The sequence below is a fragment of the Pseudidiomarina salinarum genome, from assembly GCF_000753715.1.
In the GTDB taxonomy this organism is placed as follows: domain Bacteria; phylum Pseudomonadota; class Gammaproteobacteria; order Enterobacterales; family Alteromonadaceae; genus Pseudidiomarina; species Pseudidiomarina salinarum.
The window spans coordinates 753,497-779,893 of record NZ_JPER01000001.1 but is presented as its reverse complement, the minus strand read 5'-3'; the positions used below and the strand labels follow the sequence as shown (position 1 = coordinate 779,893).

Here is a 26,397-nt window from a genome sequence, read left to right as displayed (position 1 = left end):
ACACTATGACGGTTCAAAATTCTGCTTTTATGAAGCTGCAAAAACGCCTGCGCCATCATGTAGGTCAAGCTATCCAGGACTTCGGCATGATTGAAGACGGCGACAAAGTCATGGTCTGTTTGTCGGGCGGTAAAGATAGCTACACCATGCTTGATATCCTGCGGCAACTGCAGCAACGGGCGCCGGTCCGTTTTGAACTGGTGGCCGTAAACCTTGATCAGAAGCAGCCAGGCTTTCCGGAGCACATACTACCTGAGTACCTCAGTGCGCAGGGCGTCGACTTTCGGATCATCGAAGAAGACACCTACAGCATCGTAAAAGACAAAGTACCTGAAGGTAAAACCACCTGCTCGCTGTGTTCGCGATTACGCCGCGGTATCCTGTATCGGGTAGCCACCGAGCTGGGCGCGACTAAAATCGCACTGGGACATCATCGTGATGACATGCTGGAAACCCTGATGCTCAACATGTTTTACGGTGGCAAACTCAAATCCATGCCGCCCAAGCTGGTCAGTGACGATGGCCAGCATGTGGTGATCCGGCCGCTGGCCTATGCGCGTGAGAAAGATATTGCCAGCTATGCAGAACATGCCGGCTATCCGATTATTCCCTGTAACCTGTGCGGCTCGCAGGAAAACCTGCAGCGCAAAATGATCAAGGAAATGTTAGGTCAGTGGGAGCAACAGTATCCGGGTCGGGTTGAAAGCATGCTTACCGCCTTGCAGAACGTAGTTCCTTCGCATCTGGCTGATAACAAGCTATTTGACTTTAAAGCGGTAAAAGCTGAGGGTGTCGCCAATAGTGACGGGGATACTGCCTTTGATCACAGCATCCCCACCGACTTTGTCAGTTATCAGCAGCGCACTTTTAGTGATTCAGGGAGTGGCTCAGGTAAGCCAACAAAAATCAGCGCTGATGGCGTTATTCAGGTGACGAATCTTGGTTAGTATTCTCGCCAGTATTCTGATCGGTTTCCTGATTAGTCTCAATAACATCCACGATAATCGGCCGGTTAACCCGAATCATTGAGTTCAGCTCTTCTATGTACTCTTCACCGCGTTCAGAATAACTGAGCAGGCCGGCAGTTAAATCCACTGCCCGTAACTCGGCGGCCGCGGCCCGGCGCTGCTCCCGCAATAAGCGCAACTGCAAGTAAGCGGGATGGGTATTGATATTACGCAGATAGCTTCGTACTGAGGCGTTAACTGAGCTGAAACGCCGCACTTCATGACTCGCGCCTTCGATGCGACTCTCCGGGACTAACCCGCAGCCTTCAGAAAAGCACCACTGCCCGAAGAAATTCAGGGCATCCAGCGCAAAGCGTGACGTACCCCAGGCTGACTCGTTGGCCGCCTGCACCAGTACCAGGGTTTCCGGCACCACATCGACCCGGCGGAATAACACCCGGAACATCTCGGAATCTTCAGCCAGATCAAATTTCACCCGGTAACGCGCGGCCAGTTGATCCAGCCACTCGGTTTCATCCGGCGATAATTGCGCGCCTTCACTCCAGCGCTCTGAAAGTGCCGCCAGTTTCCGTCGTTCCTGCCTGATACGGGCATTTTCAGCCTGTACCAGGGGCGCCAGAAAACCAAAAAACGCCTCTTTCTTTTCCCGGATATCCGTATACTCGTTGAAGTCAGGCACCTGGGTAACGACCGGCATTTGTATAGGGCCAGGAGCAAAAGCCTCAGCCTGAGTCTGTGCATCGGTTCTGACGTCAATAGTCGTAGGCAACCAGACAGCCAGTGCCACCGCCACAACGATCACCGCGAAAAAGAGTACACGCAACATAGGTTCTCCTGGTTCAGGCAGCGTCAGACGTCGTCATCGGCATCATTGCCCGCTGCTGTTAATCGATCCTGTTGTACGCCAATCAGCGTATTATAGATCACGCCGGTGACGTTGAAGGTCATGGGTAACGTAAATATGAGACCCAGAAACAACGGCAGCATACTGATAATCACAATCAGCAACAGAATCATATAGACCGCAAATACCGGCAGCATTTGCTTATTAATAATCAGTATTGAAGCCAGACAAGCGCGGTGCGGCACCATATTCCGATCAAGTACCAGGGGCACGGCCAGAATAAAAGATAACTGAATATAGATACCCACGGCGACAATCACGGCCATACTCAGGGCCGGCGAGATAGCTCCCAGCAATAATGCCAGTACCACCACGATGCCCATCAGCACAGCAGGATATAAAGTAGTCAGGATAACTTGCGGAGCCCGGCTCAGCGCGCGGCCAAAGTCAGCAAAACCTGGCTTGATGTCACCCGCATTCAGTATCCCGAGATAAATCAGAATACCGCTGAATGGCGCCACGACAACAATAGATATGAAATAGCTAATCACCACATTAAACGGCTCTGGATCCGTTTCGTCGACAGGGAACCAGTTTTCCAGAATCGCTGTCGCAACGGCATTGACCAGAATTAACAGGATCAGCCCGGCCAACATAATCGGCAGCGCCCGCAAAGTGATTTCCCAGCTTCGCTGCAGCACCTCGCCCACCGGCAGTTTAATCTCGCCGCGTAGCGCTTTACTGAAATCTCCTGCTGCCAGAACGACTTTTTCCTTATCACTCATCCTTGCTGTTCTCCGCCATGTAATTAAAAAATTTCGTGTTATTAGTCTAGCACTATCCGCCAAAGCTTCGAAATCACAAAATCAGTGGCGGTACTTGTGTGGTACTTATGTGGTAATAAACGCACAATAGCGCGATAATAGCCGGCAAACCAAGCCTTATAATCAAGTTGGTCAGGACTTTATCATGTCGACAAAAACCACTAGCGGCCAACCTTTTCGCCGCCGCCCGCGTAAAGCAGTATCCGAGTCGCGACCGCGACCAGCTAATCCTCGCTTGATTGTACTTAATAAACCTTATGGTGTGTTGTCACAGTTTTCCGGTGAAGCAGACGAAGCGACGCTGAAAGGGCTGGTGCCTTATAACGACGTTTACCCCGCCGGCCGCCTCGATAAAGACAGCGAGGGGCTGCTGGTATTAACCAATGACGGCGTTATTCAGCATAAGATTTCCGACCCCCGCCATAAATTGCCGAAAATGTACTGGGTACAGGTTGAAGGTGTTCCCGATAAAGCGGCGCTTGCCGCGCTTTGCAGCGGTGTCGAACTTAATGACGGACTAACCGCGCCGGCTGAAGCGTTCCTGATGGATGAGCCGGCCAACCTCTGGCCCCGTAACCCGCCGGTACGCGAACGCCAGACCGTTCCCGATTCCTGGTTATGTCTGAAAATAAGGGAAGGACGGAACCGTCAGGTCAGGCGCATGACAGCGGCGGTTGGCTACCCCACTCTGCGCCTTATCCGGGCTGGTGTCGGGCCCTGGCTGCTGCGCTCGCTGCAACCGGGCGAGTGGCGCGAAGAGCCTCCGGTGTGGTAAAATCCGCCGCCATTAGCTATATCCAAATTTCTGTCAGAAGAGACTCATTTTTTGCCCATGTCCAATAGTGATAAAAAAGTTATCGTCGGGATGTCCGGCGGCGTTGATTCGTCTGTTTCAGCCTACCTGCTTTTACAGCAGGGTTATCAGGTTGAAGGCCTGTTTATGAAAAACTGGGAAGAAGACGATACCGCGGAATACTGTGCTGCTGCGACCGACCTGGCCGATGCGGAAGCCGTTTGCGCCCGGCTCGGCATTGAGCTGCATACCGTCAATTTTGCCGCCGAATACTGGGACAATGTATTTGAGTATTTTCTTGACGAATACCGGGCGGGACGCACCCCAAACCCCGATATTATGTGCAATAAAGAGATTAAGTTTAAAGCTTTTCTCGAGTTCGCTGCAGAAGCGTTAGGCGCTGATTATATTGCCACCGGCCACTATGTCCGGCGCCGTGAGCATGACGGTAAGTTTCAGTTGCTGCGTGGCCTGGATGCCAATAAAGACCAGAGCTATTTCCTCTATACCCTGGCTCATACCCATGTCGCGCAAACCTTGTTTCCGGTCGGTGAACTGGAGAAACCAGAAGTACGCCGCATCGCTGAGCAACAGGGGCTGGTTACCGCCGATAAGAAAGATTCCACCGGTATTTGCTTTATCGGCGAGCGTAAATTCAAAGATTTTCTGCAGCAGTATCTGCCTGCCCGGCCCGGCAAAATTGAATCCGTTGATGGTCAGCAGTTAGGTGAACATGAAGGCTTGATGTATCACACTCTGGGCCAGCGCAAAGGCCTGCATATTGGTGGTTTGGCCGATGCCAGCGACGATCCCTGGTATGTAGTCGATAAAGACCTGGAAAGAAACGTGCTTATCGTCGCCCAGGGCAGTAATCACCCGCGGCTTTTCTCTGATGGCCTCATGGCCGGCCAGTTACATTGGGTTGATCGTATTGGCCCGAAGGTTCCTGTACGTTGCGCGGTGAAAACCCGCTATCGGCAGCAGGATATTCCGTGTCTGCTGACCCCGCAGGCGGATGGTCAGTGCCGGGTCGATTTTGACGAGCCGGTGGCTGCTGTTACCCCCGGACAGTCAGCAGTCTTCTACCTCGATGAGGTCTGTCTGGGCGGTGGTATTATTGAGCAGCGCCTGAGCTCGCACGAGGTGCTGCTGTGAATCAGCTGCAACAACGGATACTGGCACTGGCAGCAGCCGCCCAATCAGCAGCTGCAGTAAAGCAGCTTGCCCGCGAAGGCAGCCTGCGTAATGCGGCTCATGCGCGGGTACTATTCAGCAGTGTCATGAATCAGAATCCCGAAAACTTTGCCGCCGTTTATAACGATTTGCCGGCATTGCGCTGGGGGCTTGAGCATCTGCTTGATCAAATTGGTGCCAGTAAACAGAAAGACGTTGAGATAACCCGCTATATGATTGGTATGCTGGCGCTGGAGCGCCGGCTCAGCAAACGCCCTGCCGCGCTTGAACAACTGGGGCAACGCATTACTAAGTTACACCGCCAGCAATATGATTTCAGTTTTACTCAGGAAACTATTACTGCGGGTATGGCTGGCATATACAGCGAACTGATATCGCCGCTGGGGCAGCCGATCAAAATTAATGGTAAGCCGGACTACCTGCAACAACCCAATATCCAGAATCAAATCCGTGCCCTGCTGCTGGCAGGAATACGTAATGTTGTCTTATGGCGACAGCTGGGCGGCAAACGTCGCCAATTTATCTTTTCGCGGCAGCGTATGGTAAGCACTGCCCAACAGTTATTGCGCGACCTGCGTGAGCAATCGGAGCCTGAATCATGATGAACCTATCCCCTCTTACCGCGTTATCCCCAGTTGATGGTCGTTACGGCACTAAGACCGCCAGCCTGCGGCCAATATTCAGTGAATATGGCCTTATCCGTAACCGGGTGATTGTGGAAGTGAGGTGGTTACAGTTATTAGCCGCGACCCCGGAAATCAAAGAAGTACCGGCCTTCAGCGATGACGCCGAAGCCGTACTGGAAGCGATCATCAGCGACTTCAGTGAAGCCCATGCTGCCCGGGTCAAAGCCATTGAGAGCACCACTAATCACGATGTGAAAGCGGTCGAGTACTTTCTTAAAGAGGCGGTAGCAGATCACGCCGAGCTGGCGGCGGTCAGCGAATTTATTCATTTTGCCTGTACCTCTGAAGATATTAATAATTTATCTCATGCGTTAATGCTGCGCGAAGCATTGCAGGATGTCATGTTGCCGGTCATGCAGCAGCTCACAAGCGCAGTTAAGAGCCTGGCGGTTGAGCACAAGACCGTGCCTATGATGGCCCGTACCCACGGTCAGCCGGCTACGCCGACCACCATGGGCAAAGAAATGGCTAACGTGTATGTGCGGTTGCAGCGCCAGTTAGAGCAGTTGCAGGCGGTGCCGCTGCTGGGGAAAATAAACGGCGCGGTCGGTAACTATAATGCCCACCTGGCGGCCTACCCTGAGGTGAACTGGCACTCCTTATCAGAGCGTTTTGTCACATCGCTGGGCTTAAGCTGGAATGCCTATACCACGCAGATCGAACCCCACGATTACATTGCTGAATTATTTGATGCAGTGGCACGCTTCAATACCATAGTGATCGACTTTGATCGTGACCTCTGGGGCTATATCGCGCTGAATCATTTCAAGCAGCGCACCGTGGCCGGCGAAGTGGGCTCATCCACCATGCCGCATAAAGTAAACCCGATTGATTTTGAAAACTCCGAAGGCAATCTGGGCCTGGCTAATGCGGTTATGTCCCACCTTGCCGCTAAACTGCCGGTCAGCCGCTGGCAGCGTGACCTGACTGATTCTACCGTGCTGCGCAATATCGGCGTTGGCTTTGCTTACGCCCTGATTGCCTACCAGGCAACACTCAAAGGCATCAGCAAACTTGAAGTCAACATGGATAACCTGTCGCGCGAGTTGGATCAGAACTGGGAACTGCTGGCCGAACCCGTGCAGACCGTCATGCGCCGCTACGGCATTGAAAAGCCATACGAAAAACTTAAAGAACTGACACGCGGCAAACGCATTAATCAGCAGGCCATGGCAGCTTTTATCGATAGCCTGGAACTGCCGGAAACCGTGAAAGCTGATCTGAAGCGCTTAACCCCGGCTTCTTACATCGGTGACGCCATTCGCTTCGTTGATGATCTTGACGCATGAGCAGTGCACTGCAACTCGATATAGCCGGATTCCTTGCTGACTACTGGCAACAGCAGCCGCTATTAATTAAACAGGGCTGGCCTGAGTTTGCCGACCCGCTGGCACCCGAACTACTTGCGGGGCTGGCGCTGGAAGAAGGCGTTGATTCCCGGGTAATCGAACAACGCCAGCAACAGTGGCTGGTCACCCATGGCCCATTCGAAGACTACGAGGCTTTTGGCGAAGAAGACTGGACCCTGCTGGTACAGTCAGTAAATGAATGGTTTCCTGAGGTACAGCAACTGCTTGAGCCGTTTCGCTTTCTGCCCGACTGGCGCACCGACGACGTCATGATTAGTTTTGCGGTGCCCGGCGGCAGCGTCGGACCGCATCTTGATCAGTACGATGTGTTTATCATTCAGGGGCTGGGCCGCCGCCACTGGCAGGTAGGCAACCGGCTTAGTGATGCTGCCGAACACCGCCCGCATCCTGATTTGAAACAGTTACAGCAAAGCTTTACGCCGTGCATCGATGCGGTACTGGAAACCGGTGATATTCTTTATATTCCGGCGGGCTGCCCGCATCACGGCGTGGCCCTTGAGCCGAGCCTGAACTATTCCGTTGGCTTTCGTGCGCCCAATACTGCGGAACTGGCCGCTCAGGTAGCAGATATGCTGCTTGCCACTGAGCAGCAATTCCCCCGGTATCAGGATCCCCATGCCGACAGCTATGGCCCGGCCTGGCAGGTATCAGCGCCGCAGCTTACTCATCTGAAACAGTTTCTGCTTGACCATCTGCGCGGGGACACCCAGCTCGACACCGCTTTATTACAGGTCATGTCACAAAGTAAGCGGCCGTTACCGCAGCCGGATCATGAGATTGACGCCGCTGAATTACTGGCTTACTCGGGTACGGATATGTTGCTCTGCCGCACTCCGGGAGCACGAATACTGGTAGGCCCTGACGCGGTTTTGTATGCCAATGGTGAAATCTATGCGGTGGATTCGGAGGTGATGGATTTTGCCCGGCAACTTGCAGCCTTGTGGCAGGATCAGCCGCTTTGTGAAGTGTCGCAGCTAAGCCGGCCGGCGGCCACACAATTGCTGTGTGACCTGCTAAACACCGGAGTTTTCCATCTCGTTCAGGAAGCTGGCTAACTCCGGGTTATGCCCTTTAAGCTTGCTGGTCAGCCCAGAGATCTTCAACTTGCGTGGTTTGGTACAGGTTTTCCGCGCTCTGGATCAGGTATTTGGCATATTTCTGTTGTTCAGGGTCCTGACTCAGCTTGGCATCGGTCAGGATCTTGTCTGCTTTAATCTGCCATTGCAGCGAGAAATGCCGAAGGGCTTCCCGCGCAGTTTTCGCCGCATTCACACCCACCACATCGCTGGGAACATCGCCGTTAACAACCCATACATCCACTTTATCCTGAGTCGAGAACTTCCAGACCGCGACATGAGGTACTAAATACCGCGATTCTTTGGTTAATACCCGATCCGTAAGGATCCCTTTTTCAGCCAGATACTTATTGGCTTGCTGAAACTGCTGCCGAACCCACTCAGAGGCTTCGGCTTCGGTCATCTGAGGCTGTTGTTCTGCCATAATACTGCTACACCCTATGTCAGTTTTATATGAGGATTAGCCCTCTATACTATCGCGAAAGAACCACGAAAGGAACTGGGCGCAAAGCACCAGATACTGTAAACTTAGCTTGCTGCGGTTTACGTTTACGTTAACTGCTTATTTCGCATATTGACTGGCGCAAAAACTCGCAAAATGCTAATGTGCGCGCAATTTTGGTATGAACGAGGATACACTGCACATGTCTCTGTTTGAGCACAAAGAATTCGACCAACACGAGCAAGTCGTGTTTTGTCACGATAAAGAAACGGGCTTAAAAGCCATCATCGCTATTCATGATACAACCCTTGGCCCGTCGCTAGGCGGAACCCGGTTGTGGAACTATGCATCCTCTGCTGAAGCCTTAACCGACGTTCTCCGTTTATCCCGTGGCATGACTTATAAAAGCGCTTTAGCGGGTCTGCCGCTGGGTGGTGGTAAGGCCGTTATCATCGGTGATGCCAAGAAAATTAAGACCCCTGAACTGTTCCGCGCCTATGGCCGCTTCGTTAACTCGTTAAGCGGACGCTACATTACTGCCGAAGACGTCAATATCCGTACCACCGATATTGAAATTGTTGCCGAAGAAACCAGCTATGTAGCCGGTACCACCGGTAAAGCCGGTGATCCTTCGCCGCATACCGCGCTGGGCACTTACCTTGGTCTGAAAATTGCCGCCAAACACAAGTTCGGCAGCGACGAGCTTAAGGGCCTGAAAATCGCTATTCAGGGTCTGGGTGCTGTTGGTTATGACTTCGCTAAATACTGTGCGAACGAAGGCGCCAGGCTGTTTGTAACTGATATCAATGAAGAAGCCTGCGAACGTGCCGAAAAAGAATTAGGCGCCACTGTAGTCGGCCTGGAAGAGATTTATGGCCTGGACGTCGATGTCTATGCTCCATGTGCACTGGGCGCAACCATTAATGATGCGACTTTAGAACAGATGAAAGCCAAAATCATCGCCGGCAGTGCCAATAACCAGCTGGCCACTGTTGCCCATGACAAAATTGTCAGTGATATGGGTATCCTGTACGCACCGGATTACGTCATCAATGCCGGCGGCGTTATCCATGTCTGCAGTGAAGCGGCCAGTATGAGCCGTGCCGAGACCGATCAACGGGTTCGCGACATCTATAATACCCTGGATACGATCTTTACCCGGGCTGAACAAGAGAATCGCCCTACTGGTGAAATTGCGGACGAATTAGCCCGCGAAGTTATCGCCAAAGCGAAAGCAAAACAGGCTTAAGCTTACAGTTGTTCAGCTAATACCTGCAGCGGGTGCCGCGCCCGCTGCAGATTATTCTTCTCAGCTGCCGACATCCGCTTCACCTGTGAACGGCACGAGAATCCAGTCACTAACAACCCTTCTGCTCCCGCTTGCGCTACTTTATCTGCCCAGCTTAACTGGTACAGCTTTTTGCTATTCGCCTGATTCGGCAGCTCATGGCCGTAGGTACCCGCCATACCACAACATCCTGTCGCCAGCGGCCGCACCTGCAAGCCAACTGCACTGAACAGGCTCTGCCAGTCTGCACTCGCCTGTGGCACCGCAGTCTGTTCGGTACAATGGGTGAGTAAGATAAAATCAGTATCCACTGGTTTCGCGGGCTTTAGTCTGGCGAGGCTTTCTGCTTGCTGACTTAACCAGCTTTGTACCAGTTGCACGCTGAAGTTCTTAGCAGCGGGAACGTAAAAATGATATTCATCCGCCAGGCACAGCACCGTCGAGGCATCCATCCCAACCATTGGCAGCTCTAATTCCGCCAGTATCTGTAACTGGGCGGTCACCTGCTCTGCAGTGTGCCGGAATTCGCGCAAAAAGCCTTTTACATGCTGGGCCTTACCATTCCCGATAAAATCAAGCAGCACCGGCGTAAAACCGAGCTTTTCAGCAACCCGCCCGAAGGCTTCAACCACTTCGGCTTCATAAAAGCTGGTGAAAGGATCCTGGACAATAACAACCATGCCTGCCCGTTCTTCAGCACTGAGCTTTGCCAGCTGTGCAGCGCTGTATTGCGGCCAGTTGCGTTGCTGCCAGCGCGTAACAATATCGGGAACCGATAACCTTGGGGCGTCAACATAGCCTATGGCACGGGCCATCAACCAGCGACTTAGCGGATTATGCGTCAGCAGGTTGGCTGTGCGCGGATACCGGGCCAGCAGTGGTGCCGTGCGCTCGATCGAACCCACCAGGTAATCAGCCAGTGGCCGGCGATAGCGCTGGTGATACCATGCCAGAAAGCGGGAGCGAAACGCCGGCACATCCACTTTAACCGGGCACTGGCTGGCGCAGGCTTTGCAGGCCAGGCAGGCGTCCATGGACTGTTTTATTTCATGATTGAAATCACCGGGAGCAGCCCCTTTCCGGCGGCGTAACAGACCGCTTTTACCTGTCTCAGGAATCGCGCGGGCATCGAAGTTCTCATGCTGATTCAGGCGCAGCCACTCGCGGATTAGCCCGGCCCGGCCTTTTGGCGAATAACGCCGATCGCCGGTCGCTTTGTACGACGGACACATAGCCGAGTCGGCAGCATAGTTAAAGCACAAGCCATTACCATTACAGTCCATTGCCGGGCGATAGCTTTCGCGTACGTCCAGAGGGATCTGGCGATCGTAAAAACCACGCTTGGTTTCATCAATAGATAGCAGCTTCTCGTCTGAGTGCCAGGGCGTGCAAATTTTGCCGGGATTGAGCCGGTTGTGCGGGTCAAATACCGCTTTAATTTTTTGCAGCTCCGCGTACAGTGCGGCACCAAAAAATTCCGGGCTGTATTCAGAACGGTAGCCCTTGCCGTGCTCGCCCCACAACAGCCCGCCGTATTTCATGGTCAGCGCCACCACTTTATCGCTAATTAACCGAATCAGCGCTTCGTCAGTGGGATTTGTCATATCCAGCGCGGGCCGGACATGAAGGACACCGGCATCAACGTGGCCGAACATTCCGTAATGTAAACCATGTGCATCCAGGATCCCGCGAAATTCCATAATAAAATCAGCAAGATTTTCCGGCGGCACCGCCGTATCTTCGACAAAAGCGACCGGCTTGCGCTGGCCTTTGGTAGCGCCTAACAGCCCTACCGCCTTTTTGCGCATGGCGTAAATAGTCTGAATACTGGCAGCATCACGACAAATCTGATAGCCCAGCACACCGGTGCGTTCACTGGCGCTGCTATCCTGATCCAAACTGGACGTCAGCTGATTCAGCTTGTCTTCAATTTCGTCAGCGTCCGTTGCGGTGAACTCAACGATATTAATACCGTCCATCGCCGCGCCGCCGACCACTTCGCGCAGCTGCTCTTTAACCTGGTGCCAGATAATATCCTGGCGCGCCAGATTCAGTACATTACTGTCAATTGTTTCCACCGAGGTGGCCCGGGCACGCACTAAGGCAGGTGCGTGACGCAATGCCGACTGAAAATCACTGTATTTAACCGTAACCAGCAGCTTGTGGCGTGGAATTGGTGTCAGCTTGAGGCGAGCGTCAGTGATAAACGCCAACGTACCTTCAGAACCCGCTAATAAACGGGACAAATCAATAGTCTGGGCATCAGGGTCATAGCAGTGTTTGATGTCATAACCGGTAAGAAACCGGTTCAGGGGCGGGAATTTGGCTTCAATGGCGCTGCGCTGGCCGATCGCAGTAGCCAGCACCTGACGATAAATTGCTGCTTCTGTGGAACTGCCTTCAGCCAGTTTGAGCGCATCAGTAACGGTTACCGGCCGCGTATGAATCACTTCACCGCAGATTAATACCGCTGTCAGTTCCAGTATGTGGTCGCTGGTTTTACCGTACACCAACGAGCCCTGCCCCGACGCATCGGTATTAATCATACCGCCGATTGTCGCCCGGTTGCTGGTTGACAAGTCGGGAGAAAAGAACCAACCCGCGGATCGGATGGCGTCGTTCAGTTGATCTTTAATGACGCCCGCCTGACAGCGAACCCAGCCGTCAGCGGCGGATACTTCCGTAATCTCTTTAAAGTAACGGCTGAGGTCGATCACTACGCCGGCGGCCAGGGCCTGGCCATTGGTACCGGTTCCGCCGCCCCGCGGGGTGAAGCGAAGCGGTTTAAATTCGTCACTCCGGGCCAGCTTAAGCGCCGCCGATAACGCCTGGCGGCTGCGCGGATAGAGGACTGCCTGGGGTAGCTGCTGATAGATACTGTTATCGGTCGCGGCTATCAGTCGCCCGGCGTAACTCGCATCAATATCGCCGTCAAAACCAGCTGTTTTTAGCGCAGCCAGATAGCTCTGATAACCAGGCTCTGGCTGGCTATGCTGGTCATGAACCGGCAATGTGTTTGTCACAAGATTTTTTACCCGTGTTGTTCGGCCAGATACAGCCAGGTTTCCACCACAGTATCGGGGTTTAATGAAACCGAATCAATGCCCTGCTCAACCAGCCAGGCGGCGAAATCAGCGTGATCCGAAGGTCCCTGCCCGCAGATGCCAACGTACTTGCCTTTTTTCTTAGCCGCCTGAATCGCCATCGACAACATCGCTTTCACCGCTTCATTGCGCTCATCAAACAGGTGCGCAATAACGCCTGAGTCACGATCAAGGCCAAGTGTCAGCTGGGTTAAGTCGTTGGAACCGATTGAGAAACCATCAAAGATATCCAGGAACTGCTCCGCCAGTAACGCGTTTGACGGCAGTTCACACATCATGATCACCCGCAGCCCTCTCTCGCCCTGACGCAGGCCTTGCTCGGCCAGCAACTCAATAACTTTACGGCCTTCTTCCAGGGTCCGGACAAAGGGAATCATGATTTCAATATTGGTCAGGCCCATTTCATTACGGACCCGCTTAATGGCTTCACATTCCATCGCAAAGCACTCGCGAAAATCTTCTGATATATAACGCGAGGCGCCGCGGAAACCCAGCATCGGGTTTTCTTCATGGGGTTCGTACTGACGGCCCCCAATCAGGTTGGCGTATTCGTTTGATTTAAAATCAGACATCCGCACGATAACCCGCTCCGGCGAGAAGGCAGCGCCCAGCGTCGAAATCCCTTCAGCCAGTTTAGCGACATAGTATTCGCGCGGGCTTGAGTAACCCGCCATAAATTCACTGATTTGCTTCTTAAGTTCCGGGCTCTGCTTATCAAAGTTCAGCAGTGCTTTCGGGTGCACTCCGATCATCCGGTTAATAATGAATTCTAACCGGGCCAGGCCTACCCCGGCATGGGGCAAGCTGGCAAAATCAAAGGCCCGATCAGGGTTACCCACATTCATCATGATCTTCAGCGGCAGTGCTGGCATATCGCCAACTTCAGAGCTGGTCACGTCAAACTCCAGTTCACCCTGATAAATAAAACCGGTATCGCCTTCGGCACAAGACACTGTTACCTGATCACCGGCATGAATACGGCTGGTTGCGTCGCCACAGCCGACCACCGCCGGGATACCCAGCTCGCGGGCAATAATCGCGGCATGACAGGTACGTCCGCCGCGATTGGTAACAATGGCCGACGCTCGTTTCATGATGGGTTCCCAGTCGGGATCCGTCATGTCCGTTACCAGCACATCGCCCGGCTGCACCTGATCCATCTCGGAAATATCTTTCAGCACCCGGGCCTTGCCGGCGCCGATACGCTGACCGATAGCGCGGCCACTGGCAATCAACTCGCCACTTTGTTTGAGGGCGTAGCGCTCCAGCGCCTGCCCGCCTTTATTTGACTGCACGGTTTCCGGCCGCGCCTGCACTATATACAGCTTGCCGTCGATACCATCTTTCGCCCATTCAATGTCCATCGGCCGCTGATAATGTTTTTCAATAATCACCGCCTGCCGGGCTAAGGCTTCCACTTCACTATCAGATAATGAGAAGGTGCGGCTTTGCTGTTCCGGGATATCAACAATTTCAGTTTGCTTGCCGTGCTCCTGGCTATCCGCGTAGATCATCTGGATTTTCTTACTACCCAGATTGCGCCGCAACACCGCCGGTTTACGCGCCTTCAACGTTGGCTTGTGGACATAAAACTCATCCGGGTTGACCGCACCCTGCACGACCATTTCACCCAGCCCGAAAGATGAGGTAATAAACACCACCTGATCAAAACCGGATTCAGTATCAATTGAGAACATCACGCCGGACGACGCAATGTCGCTGCGAACCATCCGCTGAATACCCGCGGATAATGCCACACCGCGATGATCATAGCCCTGATGGACCCGATAGGAAATCGCACGATCGTTAAACAGCGACGCAAATACGTGCTTGATAGCTTCCATAATGCTATCGATGCCGCGAACATTGAGAAAGGTTTCCTGCTGGCCGGCAAACGATGCGTCGGGCATATCCTCGGCGGTCGCTGAACTACGTACGGCGAAACTGACTTCATCATTTCCGCCGCTCAGTTTTTCATAGGCTTCATGAATAGCGTCGTTTAAAGCACTCTGGAATGGGGTTTCAATAACCCACTGGCGAATTTTCTTACCCGCCTCAGCCAGCGCCTTGACGTCATTGGTGTCGAGATCATCCAGCAAGGCGTAGATGCGGTCGTTGACGCCGCTCTGATCGAGGAATTCGTTAAACGCTTCAGCGGTCGTGGCAAAGCCATTGGGCACTTCCACCCCGGCACCAGCCAAATTGCTAATCATTTCGCCAAGCGAGGCATTTTTGCCACCGACCCGACTGACATCGTTCATCCCAAGCTGATCATACCAAAGTACGTAGTCTTGCACGTTCTCTTGCACATTGTTCTGCACACTGAATTCCTCGTGAGTTTAGGCTGGATGCGACCTGTCCGCGGTCACCCGATGCGGTTTATTTTACACACTGGGCCACCACAAGTTAACATCTCTTATGCATTTCTATTCCAGGATTAATCTTCATGCGTACGATTTTCTACATTTCTGACGGCACCGCCTTAACTGCTGAGGCTTTCGGTAAAGCGATGCTGTCGATGTTCCCGCTTAAAGTTGAACACAAAACCCTGGCTTTTATCGATAGTCTCGACAAAGCACAACAAGCGGTAGCGCGGATAAACAAGGCCTATACCGATAGTGGCGAACGGCCGATCATCTTTCACACCTTTGTAAGTGTGGATGTGAAGCGTATTATCACCAGCAGCCGCGGCAGCTGTTATGACTTTCTTGATTATTTTGTTGCGCCAATGAGCAAAGAACTGGGGATTCCGGCTCAGCCGAAAACTCACCGGACTCATGGTATTCAGGAAAACGGTATCCGCGAAAGCTACGACTTCCGCATAGAGGCCGTCAACTACGCGATGGCAAACGACGATGGCAGCAATGTATCCGATTACGATGAGGCGGATATTATCCTATTAGGTGTATCCCGCACCGGCAAAACCCCCACCAGTTTATATCTGGCGTTGCACTACGGTATTAAAGCGGCCAACTATCCGCTGACCGAAGACGACAAGCTGGAAAATCTGCAATTACCCAAAGTGCTGAAGGCGCATCGGCACAAGATATTCGGTCTGACACTGGATCCACAGCGCCTGCATGAAATCCGCACCAAGCGCCGTGAGGGAAGCAGCTATGCCTCATTGCAGCAATGCCGTTACGAACTAAACGAAGTCGAAAAGATGTATCGCCGGGAAGCGATCCCGTTTCTCGATTCCACTCGTTTCTCGGTTGAGGAAATCGCTGCCAAAATTCTGGCTGAAACCAATATCGAGCGGCACCGCTTCTGAGCCAAAAACCAACGCCTTAGCGGGCGTTGGTACTTTCAAATATCTTATCAGCCGAGGCGGCGACAAAACCCGTGTAGAGTCTGTCGGGCGCCACTTCATAGCGACGGGCAAACTCATAGAAACAACTGGGAATTACTTTTTCCATGTCACTGAAGCGTACCGGCATATGATCGGCCAGCGTTGATGATTGCTCCAGAAAGACATCCCGAGATCCTTTGATTTCACCGCCTGAGCTATTTAACCGGAAGCCGGCATTCTTTAAGGTCTGGTTCACTTGTTCCAGCGACTCATAGTCGGTCAACTCATTAACATTGACCGTAAAATGATTAGCGCGGAAGCCAAATGCAGCCATCCATGCGGCGTACTCGCTCTCTTCCAGCAGCCTTTCATAGTCGGTGCTGCTCAGTTGCCAATGCGTTCCTGAGTATAAAAATTCCGGTCTGGCAACCTGCTCCGGATCGATCTGTGCCACCAGTTGCTTCACTATGGTTTGCAGTTCGACCGAAAAGGATTCGACCAGTAACTCACTGATAAAAATCTTCGGTAAGCGGGGATCACGATGCTCAAAATGCCGGGCGACCAGTTTTTTCTCAGTAAACTCGTATTCGCCCCTGGCTTCATACCCCATATTTTCAAACAGCGCCACCAGCGCCGCTAACCGGACTGGCGCAATATCAAAAGTTCTGAAGGCCACATGATCATTAATGATTGGCTGGCCTTGTCCCAGTACCTGATGTACTTTTGCAGCGGAAGGAGTGAGCTTGATATAGTCCTGCCAGAGATCTTCAAAAAACTGTTCAACCTGTTGTTGTGACATATACTGCTATAACCTCGAAAAATGTCGATTAACCGCGGCCTTGCCGCGCTTCCCGCAGAGAATCTGCGACTAAAAATGCTAACTCCAGAACCTGATCGGCATTCAGGCGCGGATCACACTGTGTACGATACCGCTGGGTCAGGTCCTGTTCACGGATCTGATAGGCTCCGCCGGTACATTCAGTGACGTCTTCACCAGTCATTTCCAGGTGTACGCCCCCCGGATAAGTCCCTTCAGCCTGATGAACAGCGAAGAAGTGCCGTAATTCCTGATGGATCGCATCAAAATCACGGGTTTTAAGACCATTTTCTGCTTTGACCGTATTGCCGTGCATAGGATCACTGGACCAGACCACCTGCCGCCCTTCCGCTTTTACCCGCCGCACGATCTGTGGCAGATTATCTGCCAGCTTATTGGCGCCCATACGGGTAATCAGGGTGATGCGGCCGGCTTCGTTTTGCGGATTCAGCACATCAAGCAGCTGGATAACGTCATCCGGCTGCGTGCTTGGCCCGATTTTAATCCCCAGTGGATTATGGATGCCGCGCATAAATTCCACATGGGCGTGATCCAGCTGGCGGGTGCGCTCGCCAATCCAGACCATATGAGCAGAACAATCATAAGGCAGACCGGTCAAGGTATCTGTACGCGTTAAAGCCTCTTCATAAGGCAGCAACAACGCCTCATGGGAGGTAAACAACTGGGTTTCATGAATGGTCGCATTGGTTTCTGCGGTAATGCCTAGCACTTCCATAAACTGCAATGCCGACTGAATTTGCTCAGCCACCCGCTGATACTGTTCTTTCAACGGGTTTGCCGCAACAAAACTCATGTTCCACTTATGGACTTTATGAAGATCGGCCAGACCGCCCTGGGCAAAGGCCCGCAGCAGGTTCAGGGTGGCCGCTGAATGATGATAGGCCTGAATCATGCGCTGCGGATCAGGCTGCCGGGCTGCTTCAGTAAAGTCCGCGGCGTTAATAATATCGCCGCGGTAGCTTGGCAACGACTGGCCGTCCTGGGTTTCCAGGTCACTGGACCGCGGCTTGGCATATTGCCCGGCCATTCGCGCAACTTTCGTTACCGGACAGGAACCAGCAAAGGTCAGCACAATCGCCATCTGCAGAATAACCTTAAAGGTATCCCGAATCTTTGGCGCATTGAAGTCAGCGAATGATTCCGCGCAGTCGCCGCCTTGCAGCAGAAAACCTTTGCCCTGGCTAACCCGCGCCAGTTGCGTGCGCAACGCCCGAATCTCCTCGGCAAAAACCAAGGGCGGAAACTGTTTCAGCTGATACTCAATGCGTTGCAAGTCAGCCGCACTCTGATACGCAGGTTGTTGCTGAATTGGCTTGTCGCGCCAACTCCGCGAACTCCAGGTCGTCATAACTATCCTTTTTTAATGTACTTATGCGTTAGCTTACAGTTGCTGCAAAGCATGAATCCGCCTTTCTAACGGCGGATGAGTCAGAAACAACTCGCTGAACCGGCGCGACTCGCTCTGGATACCAAAAGCCATCATCGAACCATCCAGTTGTGATTCCTGCCCCTGCTGTAAACGCCGCAGTGCAGCAATCATTTTATCCCGGCCAACCAACTGCGCAGAGCCGGCATCGGCGCGAAACTCCCGCTGCCGGGAAAACCAGAACACAATGATACTGGCGAGAATGCCAAATACCAACTCTAAAACCATCACGATAGCAAAATAAGCCATGCCGCCAAGGCCTTGTCCGCTTTGCGAACTGCTGCGCGTGGCATTATCGATCGCCCCAGCAACGACCCGGGCGAAGAAGATCACAAAGGTATTTACCACGCCCTGAATCAGGGTCAGGGTCACCATGTCGCCATTGGCGATATGTGCAACTTCATGTGCCAGTACGGCTTCGACTTCATCCTGGTTCATATGCCGCAGCAGTCCGGTACTCACTGCCACCAGTGAATTCTTCTTGCTGGCCCCGGTGGCGAAGGCATTAGGCGCCGGCGAGTCAAATATAGCCACTTCCGGCATCGGGATCCCGGCTTTGCGGCTCAGCCGTTGAACCGTCTGCAACAGCCAGGTTTCAGTGCTATTGCGGGGTTGCGTAATAACCTGCGCCCCGGTGGTCCGTTTTGCCATCCAGCGCGAAATCGCCAGCGAGATGAAAGCGCCGCCAAAGCCAAAGGCAGCAGCAAACAGCAGCAGACCGCCGTAACCGGACGGGTCGATCCCAAAGGCCGGTAACAGTACGTTCATAACCAGACCCAACACCAGCAAAATTGCCAGGTTGGTTGCTAAAAACAGAACAACCCTTAGCATAAACCACATACCTCTCAAAAAAATGTTCAGACAGCACCACTGATATGTGGTTCGGCAACCCCATTCTCAATAGCCTGTGGCCTATATTCTACTGGATTCTAGCGGTCTGAACCGAAGATTTTTTCACTATTGGAGAGATAATTCCCCGGCTGTTGCTGTTCCCAGTCTTCCATAAAGGGCAATATACCCAGACAAGGAGCCGGAATTGCCTGGTGCAGGTAACTGATATTCTCCTGCTGCAGCGTCATCGGCAGCGCCAGCGGTTGATTCGCAATCCAGCCTGCCAGCCGGATGCCCCGCCGCTGAATGTCAGCTACGGTTAATAAGGCGTGATTCAGACAACCGAGCTTCAGCCCTACCACCAACACCACAGCCGCGCCCAGTTGCTGTACATAATCAGCAAGGGTTTCACTGTTATTCAGGGGTAACAACCAGCCGCCCGCGCCCTCAATAACTAAGCAATCCGGCTGCTGGTCGAGCAGCTTTCGGGTATGGCTCAGTAATTCACTGACTGTCAGAGCTTGCCGTTGCCGCGCTGCGGCCAGATGTGGCGCGACCGGTTCGGAATAACAAATGGGGTTTACCTCATGGTACTCGGGCAGCCAGTTATCACTGGCCCGTGGTAGCAGATGACCCAGCAAATGCATTGCATCCGCATTACGCAGGCCGGTGCCCGCATCTGTCGCGCCAGCCGCCACCGGTTTCATCGCCAGACAATAGTTTTGCTCTGCCTGCAGCCGCTGTAATAGCGCCACAGTGGCCACCGTCTTACCGGCATCGGTATCGGTTCCGGTGATAAAATAGCAATTTGACATGCCTTTTAGTCAACTCCTTTGCGTAGCGAAATTAGGCCGATATGCCAGTAAAGATAAAGCTTTCCGTCTGCTTCGCGGTACTTTTCAGTTGCCGCCTCCCACAAGGCAAAGCGCCGGCGGGTGAATAATCCCTGCGGATCACGCGCGGTATAATTGGCGCCAATACCTTTGAGGTCACGCAACATATCCCTGAGGCTGCTATAACTTACCCGCAGCGGCAATTCAGTCAGATCCCAGCTGGCTTCAGGCAGCTTTGTCAGCACGTTACGGATTACATCTGCACTCAGGAAGGTATTGCTGTGCGGGTGGCTATCCACTTCAGCAAAAATACGTGTTAACGGCGTCATTGAGCCGGCCAGAATTGTTGAAAACACCATAGATCCGCCAGGTTTAAGTGTCTTCAGTACGCCACTGAGCGTGGCGTGAAGATCGTTACTCCACTGCAGGGTCAAATTCGAAAACACCGTATCTACACTATCTGCCTGGAGTGGCAATAGATCCATATCGGCGCCGGCAAAGGCCGCGTTACACTGGCTTTGTGCCTGTTGCAACATGCCAGCGGCGATATCCAGTCCCAGATAATAACCGCACTGTGACTGTAAGGCGCTGGTCATACTGGCGGGACCACACCCCAGATCAACCAGTACCTCGCTGTGCTCTGGCAGACGTTGCAGTAGTTGTTCACCGCACAGTCGCTGCAGATAGTCATGCTGGCTATAGCTGACAGCGGCCTTGCTGAACTGACGTGCTACCCGGGTTTTATCATAGGCCCGCGATAGCGGGTCGCTGAATGAGTGCTGCATATCAGCTCTCCAGACTTTGCTGCAATGCCAGCAGTAACTGGCTGATGTCGTTAGCAGTATGCATGGCGCTGAGCGCAATCCGCAGTCGTGCCTGACCTTCAGGGACAGTGGGCGGGCGAATAGCTGAGCACCATATCCCCCGCTCACGCAGCCGCGCGCTTACCGTCAATGCGCGCGCATCTGTGCCAAGCTGAACCGTCTGAATCGCGGTATCAGTAGCCTGCAGGGGCAAGCCGAGGGTGCTCGCCTGCTGCGCCAGCAAAGCAATATTTTCATTCAGTCTGGCGCGGCGGGCGGCGCCGTCCGGTCCCTGCAGAATCTTGATCGAGGCACTGACTGCCGCGGCCTGGGCGGCAGGGAATGCGGTGGAATAGATGAGTTCGCGGCAATGATTCACCAGATAATCAGCTACCTCAGCAGTAGTGCCAATGGCAGCCCCGGCAACCCCGACGGCCTTGCCGAAGGTCAGGGTCAACAAAGGAACCTCAGATTGTGAGAATTCGCCACCAACCCCCTGCCCGTTGACACCGGTTACGCCAAACCCATGCGCGTCGTCCACCATCAGATCACAGTCAGCGCCATAACCGCTGTCGTTAAGCAGGCTGAGTATTGCCTGTATTGGTGCCCGGTCGCCATCCATACTGAATATACTTTCGGTAAGAATAAGTGCATTACCGTCTTGTTGCTGCAATCGCTTCCCTAAACTGGCCATATCATTATGAGCAAAACGCTGCAGTGGCACACGACTATGACGAACGCCGTCAATCATCGAGGCGTGGATAAGCCGATCACTAATCAGCCGCTTATAAAATGGTGCCAGCGTGGTCACGCAGCCATGATTTACCGCAAATCCGGAGTTCATCAGCAGCACCTGCTCGCGATTCAGCCACTCGGCCAACTGGGCGCTGAGATAGGCATGGGGCGCCTGATAACCGACCACCAGCGGCGATGCCCGGCTACCGGCGCCAAAGCTCGCCAGAGCCGTACCAAACGCATCAACCACTGCCGGATGATCGCTGAGCCCCAGGTAATCATTACTGGAAAAGTTCAGGTAGCTTCCGGAATCATCCGCTATCGCCCGTGCCGACACTTGCGCGCCGGCGTTCAGTGCCCGCCAGCGCTGCTGATTTTTGCGATCGCTGTTAGCCTGTCGAAGCTGCGCCGAGATAACCGCCATAAGTTATTCGTCAGGAAACTTCATAATAGCGAACAGGCTGTTGCTGTTCACTGACCGCGTCCTGGATCACTGCCTCATGGACTTCATCACTGTAGCCATCTATTTCCAGCGGCTTCAGCCCCAGGCGATCAAAAAGCTGACGGTCTTTATCGGCTTCCGGATTCGGCGTGGTCAACAGCCGCTCGCCATAGAAGATGGAGTTCGCTCCGGCCAGGTAACACAGCGCCTGCATCTCATCATTCATGTCTTCTCGCCCGGCTGACAGCCGCACAAAAGATTCCGGCATCAGGATCCGCGCCACCGCGATGGTGCGCACAAATTCAAACGGGTCCAGATCGTCGATGTCAGCAAAAGGTGTACCGGCGACCTTTACCAGCATATTGACCGGAACGCTTTCCGGGTGCTGTGGTAAGTTCGCCAGTTGCTGTAACAGCCCGGCCCGGTCACGGCGGCTTTCGCCCATACCCACGATACCGCCGGCACAGACTTTCATTCCCGCATCACGCACGTTCTGCAGCGTAGTAAGGCGATCCTGATAGGTGCGGGTACTGATGATTTCGCCATAGAATTCCGGCGAGGTGTCCAGGTTATGATTGTAATAATCCAGGCCCGCCTGCTGCAGCATCTTGGCCTGTTCCACTGACAGCATGCCCAGCGTCATACAGGTCTCCAGACCAAGCTCCTTCACGCCTTTTACCATCTCGATCACATACGGCATATCCCGCGCTTTGGGGTTACGCCAGGCCGCGCCCATGCAGAACCGGCTGGCACCCTGCGCTTTGGCTGCTTCGGCTTCCTGCAGCACTTTCTCCACTGCCATCAGTCGCTCACGGTCGACGCCGGTGTGGTAATGAGCGCTTTGCGGGCAATATTTACAGTCTTCCGGGCACGCACCGGTTTTTATCGACAATAAGGTACTGACCTGCACCGCATTAGCGTCGAAGTGCTGGCGATGTATTTGCTGGGCCTGAAACAATAAGTCATTAAACGGGCGGGCAAAGAGCTGTTCGATGTCGGTAAGGGTCCAGTCGTGGCGAAGCGCGGTATCAGTCATGAGGAATCCATTGTTAGTCGTTAATTATCCTCGACTAGATTACGGGTAAAACGTACACTGTCAACTTTTTAAGCCGTTAAATAATAACGACTGGTTATATTTTAACCACACCAATTCAGCGACCTGGTTCTTATTTATGACAAATTTGCTGCAGCCCGGCGATCTTGCTTTTGATCAACAACACATCTGGCATCCCTATACGTCTTTTCGTGAGCCGTTACCGGTTTATCCGGTGGCTGCGGCTGAAGGCTGTGAACTCATTCTGGATGATGGCCGTCGTCTGATCGACGGCATGTCGTCCTGGTGGGCGGCTATCCACGGCTACAATCACCCGCTACTCAATCAGGCTGCTCAGCGCCAGCTCGGCCACATGAGCCACGTGATGTTCGGCGGGGTAACCCATAAGCCGGCTATTGATCTCTGCCGGCAGCTGGTGGATTTGTCGCCGGCACCACTGCAAAAGGTGTTCCTGGCAGACTCAGGCTCGGTATCGGTGGAGATTGCCATAAAGATGGCTGTCCAGTACTGGGCGGCGCGTGAGCAACCGGCAAAAAACCGTATCGCCACCATCCGCGGTGGCTATCATGGCGACACCTTTGCCGCCATGTCGGTCTGTGATCCGGTCAACGGTATGCATGCCCTGTTTCAGGGCTCGCTGCGCCAGCAACTCTTTGCACCGGTACCCGACGTTCGTCCGCAGGATGAATGGGATCCGCAGGCACTGACCGCCATGGCTGAATTATTGCAGTCGCATCATCAGGAAATCGCCGCCGTTATTGTCGAACCCATAGTTCAGGGCGCTGGCGGCATGCGCTTTTATCATCCCGACTACCTGCGCGGTCTGCGGGCGCTGTGCGATCAGTTCAGTGTGTTACTGATCGCCGATGAAATAGCGACCGGCTTTGGCCGCACCGGTGAACTCTTTGCCTGCAACCACGCCAATATCAGTCCGGATATCATGTGCCTTGGCAAAGCGCTGACCGGCGGTTACCTGACTATGGCAGCGGTACTGGCGACTACAGAGGTTGCCGATACCATTAGTGCCGGCCCTGCCGCCGGCACTTTTATGCATGGCCCCACGTTCATGGCCAACCCCCTCGCCTGCGCCATAGCGAACGCCAGTATTGATCTCGTCAGAGCGGGCGACTGGCGCCAGCAGGTTGCTGCCATTGCGCGCCAGTTAACCGCAGAACTCGAGCCGGCCAGACGTTTCCCGGCCGTTGCGGACGTGCGCGTATTCGGCGCCATTGGCGTAATTGAAATGAAACAACCGGTTGATGTTGCCAGGCTGCAACAGCGTTTCGTTGAACGCGGTGTATGGATCCGACCATTCGGCCGGCTCATCTACGTTATGCCGCCGTATATCATTACTGCCGGGCAACTGAGCCAAATTACCGATGCGATGCTGAAAGCAGCTGAAGAAGCATGATTTTCGCTTGAGTCTTAAGCAAAGCAAGGTAACATAACAGCCTTATTTTATTTTCCTATTATCCTATTGGAGTTTGCAGGTTCATGTCCTTCGCTACAGTTGACGACGTTCTATCAGGAAAGACTGCGGTCGGTGAGCAGGTTACCGTGCGCGGCTGGGTGCGTACCCGCCGTGATTCAAAAGCCGGTATCTCATTTATTAATGTGCATGACGGTTCATGCTTTGATCCGGTGCAGGTGGTGGTTCCGAATGAACTCGACAATTACGAGAGCGAAGTACTCCGGCTAACTACCGGTGCCAGTGTCGCTGTGACCGGCGTCGTCGCGGAATCTGCCGGCAAAGGCCAGAGTTTTGAAATTCAGGCTGAGAAGGTTCATGTCTACGGTTTTGTGGACGACCCTGACACCTACCCGATGTCACCGAAGCCCCACTCAATGGAATACTTGCGGGAATTCGCCCATCTTCGGGCGCGCACCAATGTGACCGGTGCAGTGATGCGGGTGCGCAACTGCCTGTCGCAGGCACTTCACCGCTTTTTCCATGAACGGGGTTACCTGTGGGTCGCAACGCCGATCATTACCGCTTCCGATGCCGAAGGCGCCGGTGAGCTGTTCCGGGTATCGACGCTGGATATGATGAACCTGCCCCGCACCGAACAGGGTGACGTTGATTTCAGCAAAGATTTTTTTGGCAAAGAAGCTTTCCTGACCGTCTCCGGCCAGTTGAACGTTGAAACCTACGCCTGCGCGCTGTCGAAAGTCTATACCTTTGGCCCGACTTTCCGGGCCGAAAACTCAAACACCAGCCGCCATCTGGCGGAATTCTGGATGGTTGAGCCTGAAGTCGCTTTCGCTGATCTGAATGACATCGCTTATCTTGCCGAAGACATGCTCAAGTATGCCATTAACGCTGTACTTGAAGAGCGCGCTGACGATATGGCGTTCTTTCAGCAGCGCATTGACAAAGGCGTACTGGATCGCCTTAACCATGTGGTTTCGAATAAATTCGTTCATATGGATTATACCGATGCGGTTGAGATCCTGCAGAATTGCGATCAGCAGTTTAACTATCCAGTCAGCTGGGGTACCGACCTGCAATCTGAGCATGAACGCTATCTGGCCGAAGTCCATGTCGGCGCTCCGGTGGTACTGAAAAATTACCCGAAAGATATCAAAGCCTTTTATATGCGACAGAATGATGACGGTAAAACCGTTGCGGCCATGGACATTCTGGCGCCGGGCATCGGCGAAATCATTGGCGGTAGCGCCCGTGAAGAGCGTCTCGAGCGGCTCGACTCACGGATTGTTGAGATGGGGCTGAATGCGGACGATTACAGCTGGTATCGCGATTTACGGCGTTACGGCACGGTGCCACACGCAGGTTTCGGCCTGGGCTTCGAGCGGCTGGTTACCTATGTAACCGGTATGACCAATATCCGTGACGTTATTCCGTTCCCGCGGGCACCAAAGAGCGCAGAGTTCTAGCGGTACCCGCGGTAGCGCTGCTATTCAAACTTAGCGCTGATCGCTTTCATTGGTTTTATTGGTGTGGGTACCACCGGGGTGCCCACATATAAAAACCCCACTATCGCATCCTCAGGCTTACAGTTCAGGCCGGCTTTTACCACCTCATCCTCAGCAAACCAGCCGGTTCTCCAGATAGCGCCAAGCTCCTGCGCAAAGGCGGCTTGTTGCATCAGCAAGGTGGCACAGGCTGCCGAAGCAAACTGTTCATCACGCGGCACTTTTTCGTGCGGCTGATAGTCCATAATAACGGCAATAACCATCGGCGCCCGCAGTGGTACCTCAGCAGCCTTTGCCTGCGCTTTTTCATCCAGTCCCCGCGCTGCTGCCGCCTGCTGAAACAGCTCGCCAAGGCGCAGCCGCTTCTGGCTTTGAAACACAATAAACCGGTACGGCATCAGCGCTTTATGGTCGGGCGCCCGGCTGGCGGCTTCCTGCATGATTGCAAATTGCTCCGCGGTCGGGCCCGGCTCGGTTACACGGGGCATCGAAGAGCGCGTTGTTAATAATTCAAGTGCTTGCATAAAAACTAACCTCATCCTGTCAGGTAGTGGTGCTTTCCCTATAACAAGCCTAACAAGGATCATCCCCTGTTACATTGTCATACTGGTTTATTGATTCAT

23 protein-coding genes are annotated in these 26,397 nt (G+C 53.5%); 10 read left to right on the top strand and 13 right to left on the bottom strand.

The window, feature by feature from the left end; all coding sequences use genetic code 11:
- Positions 1–5: 5 nt before the first annotated feature.
- A complete protein-coding gene (gene ttcA / locus IDSA_RS03735; RefSeq protein WP_084694026.1) occupies positions 6–947 on the top strand; it encodes a tRNA 2-thiocytidine(32) synthetase TtcA in 942 nt (313 codons plus the stop codon).
- On the opposite strand, the gene IDSA_RS03730 is transcribed toward ttcA, so the two are convergent.
- Complete coding sequence (locus IDSA_RS03730) at positions 922–1,794, bottom strand: glucosaminidase domain-containing protein (RefSeq protein WP_084694025.1); 873 nt, start codon at positions 1,792–1,794, stop codon at positions 922–924. The genes ttcA and IDSA_RS03730 overlap by 26 nt on opposite strands.
- Before the next feature lie 23 nt (positions 1,795–1,817).
- Complete coding sequence (locus IDSA_RS03725; protein WP_034774331.1) at positions 1,818–2,597, bottom strand: DUF2189 domain-containing protein; 780 nt, start codon at positions 2,595–2,597, stop codon at positions 1,818–1,820.
- Between the two features lie 184 nt (positions 2,598–2,781).
- Here IDSA_RS03725 and IDSA_RS03720 point away from each other — a divergent pair, with 184 nt between their 5' ends.
- The 5 genes from IDSA_RS03720 to IDSA_RS03700 are packed head-to-tail and all read left to right on the top strand — an operon-like array spanning position 2,782 to position 7,734.
- Positions 2,782–3,411, top strand: coding sequence for a pseudouridine synthase (locus IDSA_RS03720; RefSeq protein WP_034774329.1), 630 nt, complete (start codon positions 2,782–2,784; stop codon positions 3,409–3,411).
- Between the two features lie 57 nt (positions 3,412–3,468).
- Entirely contained in the window at positions 3,469–4,584 is a 1,116-nt protein-coding gene (gene mnmA / locus IDSA_RS03715) for a tRNA 2-thiouridine(34) synthase MnmA (RefSeq protein ID WP_034774327.1), read from the top strand.
- Positions 4,581–5,225, top strand: a complete 645-nt coding sequence (gene hflD, locus IDSA_RS03710; protein ID WP_034774325.1) for a high frequency lysogenization protein HflD — start codon at positions 4,581–4,583, stop codon at positions 5,223–5,225. The genes mnmA and hflD overlap by 4 nt, the downstream gene beginning before the upstream one ends.
- Entirely contained in the window at positions 5,225–6,598 is a 1,374-nt protein-coding gene (gene purB, locus IDSA_RS03705; protein WP_034774999.1) for an adenylosuccinate lyase, read from the top strand. The genes hflD and purB overlap by 1 nt, the downstream gene beginning before the upstream one ends.
- The gene (locus IDSA_RS03700; RefSeq protein WP_034774320.1) at positions 6,595–7,734 is read left to right on the top strand and encodes a cupin domain-containing protein; all 1,140 of its coding nucleotides are present in this window, start codon (positions 6,595–6,597) and stop codon (positions 7,732–7,734) included. Before purB ends, IDSA_RS03700 begins: the two co-directional genes overlap by 4 nt.
- A gap of 16 nt (positions 7,735–7,750) precedes the next feature.
- On the opposite strand, the gene IDSA_RS03695 is transcribed toward IDSA_RS03700, so the two are convergent.
- Positions 7,751–8,179, bottom strand: a complete 429-nt coding sequence (locus IDSA_RS03695) for a DUF4826 family protein (RefSeq protein WP_034774317.1) — start codon at positions 8,177–8,179, stop codon at positions 7,751–7,753.
- A 220-nt stretch (positions 8,180–8,399) separates the two neighbouring features.
- Here IDSA_RS03695 and IDSA_RS03690 point away from each other — a divergent pair, with 220 nt between their 5' ends.
- Positions 8,400–9,446 (top strand): Glu/Leu/Phe/Val dehydrogenase dimerization domain-containing protein, encoded by a 1,047-nt coding sequence (locus IDSA_RS03690; protein WP_034774314.1) that lies wholly within the window; start codon positions 8,400–8,402, stop codon positions 9,444–9,446.
- A 2-nt stretch (positions 9,447–9,448) separates the two neighbouring features.
- Here the strand turns inward: IDSA_RS03690 and ydiJ are convergent, their stop codons facing one another.
- Positions 9,449–12,508 carry a D-2-hydroxyglutarate dehydrogenase YdiJ gene (ydiJ, locus tag IDSA_RS03685; protein ID WP_034774312.1) on the bottom strand — a complete coding sequence of 1,020 codons (3,060 nt, stop codon included), beginning with the start codon at positions 12,506–12,508 and terminating at the stop codon, positions 9,449–9,451.
- Between the two features lie 8 nt (positions 12,509–12,516).
- Positions 12,517–14,886 (bottom strand): phosphoenolpyruvate synthase, encoded by a 2,370-nt coding sequence (ppsA, locus tag IDSA_RS03680; protein WP_034774998.1) that lies wholly within the window; start codon positions 14,884–14,886, stop codon positions 12,517–12,519.
- A 149-nt stretch (positions 14,887–15,035) separates the two neighbouring features.
- Here ppsA and ppsR point away from each other — a divergent pair, with 149 nt between their 5' ends.
- Positions 15,036–15,860, top strand: coding sequence for a posphoenolpyruvate synthetase regulatory kinase/phosphorylase PpsR (gene ppsR, locus IDSA_RS03675; RefSeq protein ID WP_034774310.1), 825 nt, complete (start codon positions 15,036–15,038; stop codon positions 15,858–15,860).
- A 16-nt stretch (positions 15,861–15,876) separates the two neighbouring features.
- Here ppsR and IDSA_RS03670 read toward each other — a convergent pair whose 3' ends face one another.
- The 7 genes from IDSA_RS03670 to bioB all read right to left on the bottom strand — a co-directional run bounded on the left by IDSA_RS03670 (position 15,877) and on the right by bioB (position 22,822).
- The gene (locus tag IDSA_RS03670) at positions 15,877–16,677 is read right to left on the bottom strand and encodes a DUF1338 domain-containing protein (RefSeq protein WP_034774308.1); all 801 of its coding nucleotides are present in this window, start codon (positions 16,675–16,677) and stop codon (positions 15,877–15,879) included.
- Positions 16,678–16,705: 28 nt separating this feature from the next.
- On the bottom strand, positions 16,706–18,064 hold the full coding sequence (locus tag IDSA_RS03665; protein WP_034774305.1) for a class II 3-deoxy-7-phosphoheptulonate synthase: 1,359 nt from the start codon (positions 18,062–18,064) through the stop codon (positions 16,706–16,708).
- Positions 18,065–18,097: 33 nt separating this feature from the next.
- A complete protein-coding gene (gene htpX / locus IDSA_RS03660; protein WP_034774303.1) occupies positions 18,098–18,973 on the bottom strand; it encodes a protease HtpX in 876 nt (291 codons plus the stop codon).
- A gap of 98 nt (positions 18,974–19,071) precedes the next feature.
- Positions 19,072–19,788 carry a dethiobiotin synthase gene (bioD, locus tag IDSA_RS03655; protein WP_034774301.1) on the bottom strand — a complete coding sequence of 239 codons (717 nt, stop codon included), beginning with the start codon at positions 19,786–19,788 and terminating at the stop codon, positions 19,072–19,074.
- A 5-nt stretch (positions 19,789–19,793) separates the two neighbouring features.
- Positions 19,794–20,591, bottom strand: a complete 798-nt coding sequence (locus tag IDSA_RS03650; RefSeq protein ID WP_051986041.1) for a methyltransferase domain-containing protein — start codon at positions 20,589–20,591, stop codon at positions 19,794–19,796.
- Between the two features lies 1 nt (position 20,592).
- Positions 20,593–21,768 carry an aminotransferase class I/II-fold pyridoxal phosphate-dependent enzyme gene (locus tag IDSA_RS03645; RefSeq protein WP_051986040.1) on the bottom strand — a complete coding sequence of 392 codons (1,176 nt, stop codon included), beginning with the start codon at positions 21,766–21,768 and terminating at the stop codon, positions 20,593–20,595.
- A gap of 10 nt (positions 21,769–21,778) precedes the next feature.
- Entirely contained in the window at positions 21,779–22,822 is a 1,044-nt protein-coding gene (gene bioB, locus IDSA_RS03640; RefSeq protein ID WP_034774299.1) for a biotin synthase BioB, read from the bottom strand.
- A gap of 136 nt (positions 22,823–22,958) precedes the next feature.
- Here bioB and bioA point away from each other — a divergent pair, with 136 nt between their 5' ends.
- On the top strand, positions 22,959–24,251 hold the full coding sequence (bioA, locus tag IDSA_RS03635; RefSeq protein WP_198024031.1) for an adenosylmethionine--8-amino-7-oxononanoate transaminase: 1,293 nt from the start codon (positions 22,959–22,961) through the stop codon (positions 24,249–24,251).
- Positions 24,252–24,334: 83 nt separating this feature from the next.
- Entirely contained in the window at positions 24,335–25,735 is a 1,401-nt protein-coding gene (gene asnS, locus IDSA_RS03630) for an asparagine--tRNA ligase (RefSeq protein ID WP_034774297.1), read from the top strand.
- Positions 25,736–25,755: 20 nt separating this feature from the next.
- Here the strand turns inward: asnS and IDSA_RS03625 are convergent, their stop codons facing one another.
- On the bottom strand, positions 25,756–26,298 hold the full coding sequence (locus IDSA_RS03625; RefSeq protein WP_034774295.1) for an NAD(P)H nitroreductase: 543 nt from the start codon (positions 26,296–26,298) through the stop codon (positions 25,756–25,758).
- Positions 26,299–26,397 lie beyond the last annotated feature (99 nt).

Coding starts and splice junctions, on each gene's coding strand:
- IDSA_RS03625 (WP_034774295.1), bottom strand. CDS start 26,298: ATGCAAGCACTTGAATTATTAACAACGCGCTCTTCGATGCCCCGTGTA.
- bioB (WP_034774299.1), bottom strand. CDS start 22,822: ATGACTGATACCGCGCTTCGCCACGACTGGACCCTTACCGACATCGAA.
- ttcA (WP_084694026.1), top strand. CDS start 6: ATGACGGTTCAAAATTCTGCTTTTATGAAGCTGCAAAAACGCCTGCGC.
- asnS (WP_034774297.1), top strand. CDS start 24,335: ATGTCCTTCGCTACAGTTGACGACGTTCTATCAGGAAAGACTGCGGTC.
- IDSA_RS03695 (WP_034774317.1), bottom strand. CDS start 8,179: ATGGCAGAACAACAGCCTCAGATGACCGAAGCCGAAGCCTCTGAGTGG.
- IDSA_RS03720 (WP_034774329.1), top strand. CDS start 2,782: ATGTCGACAAAAACCACTAGCGGCCAACCTTTTCGCCGCCGCCCGCGT.
- IDSA_RS03665 (WP_034774305.1), bottom strand. CDS start 18,064: ATGACGACCTGGAGTTCGCGGAGTTGGCGCGACAAGCCAATTCAGCAA.
- IDSA_RS03730 (WP_084694025.1), bottom strand. CDS start 1,794: ATGTTGCGTGTACTCTTTTTCGCGGTGATCGTTGTGGCGGTGGCACTG.
- IDSA_RS03645 (WP_051986040.1), bottom strand. CDS start 21,768: ATGGCGGTTATCTCGGCGCAGCTTCGACAGGCTAACAGCGATCGCAAA.
- bioA (WP_198024031.1), top strand. CDS start 22,959: ATGACAAATTTGCTGCAGCCCGGCGATCTTGCTTTTGATCAACAACAC.
- purB (WP_034774999.1), top strand. CDS start 5,225: ATGAACCTATCCCCTCTTACCGCGTTATCCCCAGTTGATGGTCGTTAC.
- htpX (WP_034774303.1), bottom strand. CDS start 18,973: ATGCTAAGGGTTGTTCTGTTTTTAGCAACCAACCTGGCAATTTTGCTG.
- IDSA_RS03690 (WP_034774314.1), top strand. CDS start 8,400: ATGTCTCTGTTTGAGCACAAAGAATTCGACCAACACGAGCAAGTCGTG.
- bioD (WP_034774301.1), bottom strand. CDS start 19,788: ATGTCAAATTGCTATTTTATCACCGGAACCGATACCGATGCCGGTAAG.
- IDSA_RS03650 (WP_051986041.1), bottom strand. CDS start 20,591: ATGCAGCACTCATTCAGCGACCCGCTATCGCGGGCCTATGATAAAACC.
- IDSA_RS03700 (WP_034774320.1), top strand. CDS start 6,595: ATGAGCAGTGCACTGCAACTCGATATAGCCGGATTCCTTGCTGACTAC.
- mnmA (WP_034774327.1), top strand. CDS start 3,469: ATGTCCAATAGTGATAAAAAAGTTATCGTCGGGATGTCCGGCGGCGTT.
- ppsR (WP_034774310.1), top strand. CDS start 15,036: ATGCGTACGATTTTCTACATTTCTGACGGCACCGCCTTAACTGCTGAG.
- IDSA_RS03670 (WP_034774308.1), bottom strand. CDS start 16,677: ATGTCACAACAACAGGTTGAACAGTTTTTTGAAGATCTCTGGCAGGAC.
- IDSA_RS03725 (WP_034774331.1), bottom strand. CDS start 2,597: ATGAGTGATAAGGAAAAAGTCGTTCTGGCAGCAGGAGATTTCAGTAAA.